We start from the raw sequence: 7,746 nt of genomic DNA, 5'->3' as shown, positions 1-7,746 counted from the left end.
TGCGCCGAGGCCGGTCCACCCCGAAACCGGCACCACTTACCCCCCATTAGGCTATGGACCGCACGTGATTGGCGACCTGCTCGAGCCCCCGCTCAGGGTCGCCAGCCAGGAGTATTGCACCCTTCGACAATCGTGTACAGGTCCGGCGAGAGGTCGCCGGTGTACGCGCCCAGCGTCGGTGCCGCGAGATCCGATACGACGATGCCCTCTCACATTGCGCCGCGCGCGATGGCGCAGGTGTTCGTACCCAGCGTCGGTGCCGCGGAATCCGATACGACGATGCCGTTTGGGACGTTCTCGCATTTCGTGGCGCTGATCGATCCGGTGGACTCTCCGCCGAAGATCATGGCAGCCGTCGAGGCGCCGTCGATCGTCACGCCGTCGACGATCGGAGCTGACATCGCATCGGCCTGCACTCCAACCGACCCTCCCGAGACGGCGCTCGACAGCAGCGTGGGCGTGGCCGAGCCGGTGGCCGCGACGGCCACAGAGTTTCCCGTGAAGGTGCTCGACGCGATCGACCCGCTCGAGGAATCCAGGAACACGATGCCGGCCTCGCCGTTGTCCGCGAACGTCGACGACTCTATGCTGACCCGGTGTCCGCCCGACACGGCGACGCCCGCCCAGGCGTTGCGCTCGAAGCTCGAGCCGGTGATCTCGAGGGTCGTGCCGCGCCCCGATGCTTCGGCCCCCTCCGCCGACAGGTGGACGCCCGCGCCGCCGATCCCGTCCCCGGCCGCGGTCGCTCCCGCGATCCGGGCTCCGGTGATCGCGACCGACGCGGACGGACCAGCGATGAGGCCGGATGCGGGCTTTGCTCCGGTGAGGTCGACCGTCAGATCCTGGAGCTTCACGAGCGATCCCGTCGCGACGATGAACGCGGCGTCGGCGGCGGCCGAGCGCAGGACCGTCTGGTCGCGGCCCGCGCCTCGGAGCGTGACTCCGGCCAGTAGGACGAGTGTTCCGTCGAGCTCCGTCGTGCCGGCCGGCAGCACGAGGGTGCTGCCGTCAGCGGCGCGTGAGAGCGCTTCGGCGAGGTCGGCGCCCGGTTCGAGCACCCACTCCCCCGTCTCCTGGCGCACTTCGCCGAGCAGTGAGGCTGACACGCGCAGCAGCACGGCCTCCGCGATCGGCCCCGACGGCTCGATCTCTTTGAGTCCTGACTCGAGCGCGGCCCTGAACTGGCCGTCGCCGCATCCCGCCTGCTGTCGCATCGCGCGTGCACCAGCGACGGCCTCAGACAGCGCGTCGCCGGTCGACGTCGGCTCGCTTGTCGGTCCCGTGGTCGGCTCGGCGGCGCCCGTGCGAGTGCCAGTGCCAGCGGGTCCGCTGTAGTTCGCAACGAGGTCAGATGCGGCCGTCACGATGCCGGCCACCGCGTCCGCGCAGACTTGCGCAGACGCGGTGGCGGTGTCGCTGGGGGTCGGTTCAGGTGTCGGCGAGCCGGCGCATCCGGCCAGCATGGCCACGAGAGCGAAGCTGGCAACGGCCCGGAGCAGGATCACACGCGGAAGTTTATCGCCCGATCCGGCCTTGATCGCGGGATGCCTTCCACTCGATAACCGTCAGAAGTCCCAGTCCTCGTCCTCGGTGTTCACCGCCTTGCCGATCACGTAGCTCGAGCCGGAGCCGGAGAAGAAGTCGTGGTTCTCGTCGGCATTCGGGCTCAGTGCCGAGAGGATCGCCGGGTTCACGTCCGTGACGGAGGACGGGAACATGGCCTCGTAGCCGAGGTTCATGAGCGCCTTGTTGGCGTTGTAGTGCAGGAACTTCTTGACGTCCTCGGAGAGACCGACGACGTCGTAGAGGTCGTGCGTGTACTGGACCTCGTTCTCGTACAGCTCGAAGAGCAGCTCGAACGTGTAGTCCTTGATCTCCTGGCGCTTCTCCTCCGAGACCAGCTCAAGGCCCTTCTGGAACTTGTAGCCGATGTAGTAGCCGTGCACGGCCTCGTCGCGGATGATGAGGCGGATGAGGTCGGCCGTGTTCGTGAGCTTGGCCCGCGAGGACCAGTACATCGGCAGGTAGAAGCCCGAGTAGAAGAGGAAGCTCTCGAGCAACGTCGAGGCGACCTTGCGCTTGAGCGGCTCGTCGCCCCGGTAGTAGTCCATGACGATGTGCGCCTTGCGCTGGAGGTTCTCGTTCTCGACGCTCCAGCGGAACGCGTCGTCGATCTCCTTGGTCGAGCACAGGGTCGAGAAGATCGAGGAGTAGCTCTTGGCGTGCACCGACTCCATGAAGGCGATGTTGGTGTACACCGCCTCCTCGTGCGGGGTCAGCGCGTCCGGGATGAGGCTCACCGCGCCGACGGTGCCCTGGATCGTGTCAAGGAGCGTCAGGCCGGTGAAGACGCGCATCGTGAGCTGCTGCTCCTGCGGCGTGAGGGTGTGCCACGACTGGACGTCGTTGGAGAGCGGCACCTTCTCGGGCAGCCAGAAGTTGTTCACGAGGCGGTTCCACACCTCGACGTCCTTGTCGTCCTGGATCCGGTTCCAGTTGATCGCCTGGACGTGGTCGAGGAGCTTGAGCTTCTCCGAGGTCATCGCTAGTCCTTTCGAAAGAAGTGAGATCCGGCTGCCACTAGAGCGCGCAACTCACGCAACCCTCCACCTCGGTCCCCTCGAGAGCGAGCTGGCGGAGGCGGATGTAGTAGAGCGTCTTGATCCCCTTGCGCCAAGCGTAGATCTGCGCCTTGTTGATGTCGCGGGTGGTGGCGGTGTCCTTGAAGAACAGCGTCAGCGACAGGCCCTGGTCCACGTGCTGCGTCGCGGCGGCGTAGGTGTCGATGATCTTCTCGTAGCCGATCTCGTACGCGTCCTGGTAGTACTCCAGGTTGTCGTTCGTCAGGAACGGCGCGGGGTAGTAGACGCGGCCGATCTTGCCTTCCTTGCGGATCTCGATCTTCGAGGCGACGGGGTGGATCGAGGAGGTGGAGTTGTTGATGTAGCTGATCGAGCCCGTCGGCGGGACGGCCTGGAGGTTCTGGTTGTAGATCCCGTGGGCCACGACCTCGGCCTTGAGCACGCGCCAGTCCTCCTGGGTGGGGATGTGGACGTTTGCGAACAGCTCCCGGACCTTCTCGGTCTGCGGGACCCACTCCTGCTCGGTGTACTTGTCGAAGAACTCCCCGGAGGCGTACTTCGAGTGCTCGAAGCCGCCGAACGCCTGGCCATGCTCCTTCGCGAGGAGGTTGGAGGCGCGAAGGGCGTGGAAGAGCACCGTGTAGAAGTAGATGTTCGTGAAGTCCAGGCCCTCCTCGGAGCCATAGTGGACGCGCTCGCGGGCGAGGTAGCCGTGGAGGTTCATCTGCCCGAGGCCGATCGCGTGCGACTGGGCGTTGCCCTCCGCCACGGACGGCACCGAGTTGATGTAGCTCATGTCCGAGACGGCGGAGAGAGCGCGGATCGCGGTCTCGATCGAGAGGCCGAAGTCCTCCGAGTCCATCGTCTTGGCGATGTTCATCGACCCGAGGTTGCACGAGATGTCCTTGCCGACCGCCGCATACGAGAGGTCCTCGTTGTACAGCGACGGCGTGGACACCTGGAGGATCTCGGAGCACAGGTTGCTCATCGTGACCTTGCCGGCGATCGGGTTCGCCCGGTTCACCGTGTCCTCGAACATGATGTACGGGTAGCCCGACTCGAACTGGATCTCGGCGAGGGTCTGGAAGAACTCGCGCGCATTGATCTTGGTCTTCTTGATCCGCGCGTCGTCGACCATCTCGTAGTACTTCTCGGTGACCGAGACATCGGAGAACGGCATGCCGAAGACCCGCTCGACGTCGTACGGCGAGAACAGGTACATGTCTTCGTTCTTCTTCGCGAGCTCGAACGTGATGTCCGGGATCACGACGCCGAGCGAGAGCGTCTTGATGCGGATCTTCTCGTCCGCGTTCTCGCGCTTGGTGTCGAGGAAGCGGTAGATGTCCGGGTGGTGCGCGTGCAGGTACACAGCGCCGGCGCCCTGGCGCGCGCCGAGCTGGTTCGCGTAGGAGAAGGAGTCCTCGAGGAGCTTCATGACGGGGATGACGCCCGAGGACTGGTTCTCGATCTGCTTGATCGGCGCGCCGTGCTCGCGGATGTTCGTCAGCGACAGGGCCACCCCGCCGCCCCGCTTGGACAGCTGGAGGGCGGAGTTGATGCCGCGCGCGATCGACTCCATGTTGTCCTCGATGCGCAGGAGGAAGCACGAGACGAGCTCGCCGCGCTGCTTCTTGCCGGCGTTGAGGAACGTCGGGGTGGCCGGCTGGAAGCGGCCGGAGATGATCTCGTCCACGAGCTGGGTCGCGAGCTGCTCGTCGCCGCGCGCGAGGTGCAGGGCGACCATGCAGACGCGGTCCTCGTAGCGCTCGAGGTAGCGCTTCCCGTCGAAGGTCTTGAGCGTGTACGAGGTGTAGAACTTGAACGCGCCGAGGAAGGTCTCGAAGCGGAACTTCTTCTGGTACGCGCGCTTGAACAGGTCGCGCACGAAGTTCATCGTGTACTGGTCGAGGGTCTCGCGCTCGTAGTAGTCCTTCTTGATGAGGTACTCGAGCTTCTCGTCCAGGTCGTGGAAGAACACCGTGTTGGTGTTGACGTGGTCGAGGAAGTACTGGCGCGCGGCGTACCGGTCGGCGTCGAACTGGATCTTCCCGTCCTCGCCATACAGGTTGAGCATCGCGTTGAGCTCGTGGTAGCCGAGGCCCTTGAACTTCGCGGGAAGCTCCTTGGGGTCTGCAGGCGCTACTGCGGGGGAAGCGACAGTCGTGTCCAAAATTCGTCCAATCCCTTGGTGACCCGGTCCACGTCCTCTGACGTGCCCATGAGTTCGAATCGGTAGAGGTGGGGCACCCCGCACTTGACGGCGATGATGTCGCCCGCAGCGCAGTAGTTGTCCCCGAAGTTCGTGTTGCCCGCGCTGATGACGCCCCGGATGAGGCCCCGGTTGTGCGGGTCGTTGAGGAATCTGATGACCTGCTTCGGCACTGACCCCGCTCCCCCGGTACCGCCGTAGGTCGGCACGATGAGCACGAAGGGCTCGGTCGCGCGCAGGGGGCGTTCACGGGAGAGCAGCGGGATGCGCTCGGCCTCGAGGCCGAGCTTGCCCACGAAGCGGTGGGTGTTGCCGGAGACGGAGGAGAAGTAGATGAGGCGGCTCGCCGTCGGGCGCGGCCCCGGGTCTGATCCCAAGGCCCGCGCCTCTCCCGCCCCGATGGCCTGGGCGGTCATGCGAGCACCTCCTGCTGAGGGCCTATGACGGCGGTCAGGCCACCGACGCGGTCGCTGCGCCCTGGGCGAGCGCCGCGATCTTGTCGGGGCGGAAGCCGGACCAGTGGTCGCCGTCGGCCACGACGACGGGCGCCTGCATATAGCCCATCGCCTTGAGCCGCGCGAGTGCCTCCGGGTCCTGCGTGACATCGACGCTCTGGTACTCGATGCCCTTCTTGTCGAGGGCACGGTAGGTAGCGTTGCACTGCACGCACGCCGGCTTCGTGTAGACCGTGACGTTCATGGATCTTCCCCTCCTGCGAAAAGTCTTTCTCCGGCTGGGCGTTTCACTCCACCTGCCGCGCCGGCGGCTTGGTCCGGATCCGGAACGCCTCGGCTGCCCTCGATACTACATGTTGTGCGCGCCGCCGCTGCGGACCCCTAGATGATGTATTACAAGTATGTCATTCCTCACGCCCGTAGTCCACACGCTGCGCACACGAAATGCACCGTGTTTCCCAGTGAGTTCCGCGGATTTCCGCCCCTGGGATCGACGCATCCACAGACTGTGGACGCCTCCGTGCACAGCGGAAAAAAGTTCCGTGTTGTTCATCTCCCGGCGTGTCGTAGGCTGTAACGCGGTCGCCGCAGGAGGTTCCAGCGCAGCGAGAAGGACACAGCGAAGAGGGCACGGCGGGAAGGAGCAGGCGTGGTCAATCCTGTCCATCTCCAGACCCTGCTCGAGGTCGTACGGCAGGGCTCGTTCGCCGCCGCCGCGACCAGGCTCGGGTACACGCCGTCGGCGGTGTCGCAGCAGATGGCGGCCCTCGAGCGCGAGACCGGCGTCGAGCTGTTCCAGCGCACGGCGCGGAGCATCGCCCCCACGGAGGCCGCCGTCGTCATGACCCGGCACGCGGCCAAGGTGCTCACGGACATCGACGCGCTGCTCGCCGCCACCGCCAGGGCGGCAGATGCCGCGGGCCGCGAGCTGCGCCTCGGCATCTTCCCGAGCCTCGCGACCTACGCCCTGCCGGCCGTGCTGCGCAGCGAGCGCTGGCGCGGGCTCGGGATCGACCTCCACGTCTCCATCGCCGAGCCGGGCCAGGCCATCCAGGGCCTGCGCGCGGGCGGCGAGCTCGACGTCGTGCTCGTGTACCAGGTGGGCCAGGCCGGGCTGGCGTGGCCGCACACGGTGGACCGGCAGTGGATCGGCGACGACGCGTTCAAGGTCGTGATCCCGGCGGCCTGGGGCATCGCGGAGGGCTCGCGGATGAGCGCCGACCAGCTCGGCGGCATGCCGTGGATCGTCCACCACCCCGGGACGGCGGACGCTACCGTGATCGACAGGCTCTTCGCGAGCTGCGGCATGCACCCCCGCATCGTGGGCTACAGCGACGACTTCAACGCGAGCCTCGGCCTCGCCGCGGCCGGCCTCGGCGCGGCCCTTGTGCCCGAGCTCGCGCTCCAGGCCCGGCCGGGCGGGATCGCCGTCGTCGACGTGCCGGAGATCAGACTCGCGCGCAACATCTTCGCCCTGCGCCTCTCCGGCCAGCGCGACACGCAGGCCGGCCTGTTCCTCGACCTCGTCGCAGAGACGCTCGCCGGCGTGACTGCACGGGGCGGCAGAGGGTAACGGGAGAGCGCAGGCAGCAGGACAGGGGCAGGCGATGGGCGGCGCGCGGGGCAGGGCGTACGTGGGCGTCTCGGGCTGGCGCTACCGGCAGTGGCGCGGCGACTTCTACCCGCGCGGGCTCCGGCAGGCCGACGAGCTCTCCTACGCCGCCGAGCGCATGACCTCCGTCGAGATCAACGGCTCCTTCTACTCGCTCCAGCGCCCGTCCTCGTATGAGGCCTGGCGGGACGCGACGCCGGAGGGCTTCGTGTTCGCGGTCAAGGGCGGGCGCTTCATCACGCACCTCAAGCGGCTGCGCGACGTGCAGGTCCCTTTGGCCAACTTCTTCGCCTCCGGCGTACTCGCCCTCGGCGAGGGGCTCGGGCCGATCCTGTGGCAGCTCCCCGAGAGCGTCGCCTTCGACGCGGACCTCGTGAGCGGGTTCCTCGACCTCCTCCCGCGGACGACGGCGGAGGCGGCCACCGCTGCGAAGGGCCACTCGAAGAAGGTCCCCGCGGACCGCGCTCTCACGAAGACCGACGTCGATGCGCCGCTGCGCCACGCGCTCGAGCCCCGACACGCGAGCTTCGACAGCGACGAGGCGCGCAAGCTGCTTGCCGCCCGCGACATCTGCACGGTCGTCGCGGACAGCGCGGGCCGCTGGCCGCGCATGGCGGACGAGACGGGGGGATTCCGGTACGTGCGGCTCCACGGGGAGTCGGAGCTGTACTCGGGCGGGTATGACCCCGCGTCCCTCGACCGCTGGGCCGACCGGGTGCGCGGCTGGCTCGACGACGGGCTGGACGCCTACGTCTATTTCGACAACGACGCCGGGGGCCGAGCGCCGCACGACGCGATGGCGCTGCTCGAGCGGCTCCGCTGAACGGTCCGCCGGGGCTCGGCGGGGAGCCCGGAAAAGCTGGCCAGCCCGTGGGGGCGGGACTATCT

7 protein-coding genes are annotated in these 7,746 nt (G+C 67.2%); 2 read left to right on the top strand and 5 right to left on the bottom strand.

Translation table 11 applies throughout. From position 1 onward, the window contains the following. Window positions 1-209: 209 nt before the first annotated feature. Genes BV907_RS01030 through nrdH form a run of 5 tightly spaced genes read right to left on the bottom strand, consistent with a single transcriptional unit; the run spans window position 210 to window position 5,490 of the window. The gene (locus tag BV907_RS01030) at window positions 210-1,505 is read right to left on the bottom strand and encodes a right-handed parallel beta-helix repeat-containing protein (RefSeq protein WP_077487786.1); all 1,296 of its coding nucleotides are present in this window, start codon (window positions 1,503-1,505) and stop codon (window positions 210-212) included. Window positions 1,506-1,565: 60 nt separating this feature from the next. After that, the gene (gene nrdF, locus BV907_RS01025; RefSeq protein ID WP_077487785.1) at window positions 1,566-2,543 is read right to left on the bottom strand and encodes a class 1b ribonucleoside-diphosphate reductase subunit beta; all 978 of its coding nucleotides are present in this window, start codon (window positions 2,541-2,543) and stop codon (window positions 1,566-1,568) included. Window positions 2,544-2,580: 37 nt separating this feature from the next. Further along, window positions 2,581-4,752 carry a class 1b ribonucleoside-diphosphate reductase subunit alpha gene (gene nrdE, locus BV907_RS01020; protein ID WP_077487784.1) on the bottom strand — a complete coding sequence of 724 codons (2,172 nt, stop codon included), beginning with the start codon at window positions 4,750-4,752 and terminating at the stop codon, window positions 2,581-2,583. Further along, window positions 4,722-5,207: a class Ib ribonucleoside-diphosphate reductase assembly flavoprotein NrdI gene (gene nrdI / locus BV907_RS01015; protein ID WP_077487783.1), complete on the bottom strand. Its 486-nt coding sequence runs from the start codon at window positions 5,205-5,207 to the stop codon at window positions 4,722-4,724. Before nrdI ends, nrdE begins: the two co-directional genes overlap by 31 nt. Window positions 5,208-5,241: 34 nt before the next feature. Further along, window positions 5,242-5,490 carry a glutaredoxin-like protein NrdH gene (nrdH, locus tag BV907_RS01010; RefSeq protein WP_077487782.1) on the bottom strand — a complete coding sequence of 83 codons (249 nt, stop codon included), beginning with the start codon at window positions 5,488-5,490 and terminating at the stop codon, window positions 5,242-5,244. A gap of 405 nt (window positions 5,491-5,895) precedes the next feature. Between nrdH and BV907_RS01005 the strand changes: the two genes are divergently transcribed. Continuing rightward, entirely contained in the window at window positions 5,896-6,819 is a 924-nt protein-coding gene (locus BV907_RS01005; RefSeq protein ID WP_077487781.1) for a LysR family transcriptional regulator, read from the top strand. 34 nt (window positions 6,820-6,853) lie between these two features. Next, window positions 6,854-7,681: a DUF72 domain-containing protein gene (locus BV907_RS01000; protein ID WP_077487780.1), complete on the top strand. Its 828-nt coding sequence runs from the start codon at window positions 6,854-6,856 to the stop codon at window positions 7,679-7,681. Window positions 7,682-7,746 lie beyond the last annotated feature (65 nt).

It is taken from the genome of Sinomonas mesophila (assembly GCF_001999765.1).
Taxonomy (GTDB): Bacteria; Actinomycetota; Actinomycetes; order Actinomycetales; family Micrococcaceae; genus Sinomonas; species Sinomonas mesophila.
This window is presented reverse-complemented; position numbering and strand designations above follow the sequence as displayed.

Bases quoted from the DNA above. Each gene is read 5' to 3' on its own strand.
- BV907_RS01000 (WP_077487780.1), top strand. From the start codon at position 6,854: ATGGGCGGCGCGCGGGGCAGGGCGTACGTGGGCGTCTCGGGCTGGCGC.
- nrdF (WP_077487785.1), bottom strand. From the start codon at position 2,543: ATGACCTCGGAGAAGCTCAAGCTCCTCGACCACGTCCAGGCGATCAAC.
- nrdI (WP_077487783.1), bottom strand. From the start codon at position 5,207: ATGACCGCCCAGGCCATCGGGGCGGGAGAGGCGCGGGCCTTGGGATCA.
- nrdH (WP_077487782.1), bottom strand. From the start codon at position 5,490: ATGAACGTCACGGTCTACACGAAGCCGGCGTGCGTGCAGTGCAACGCT.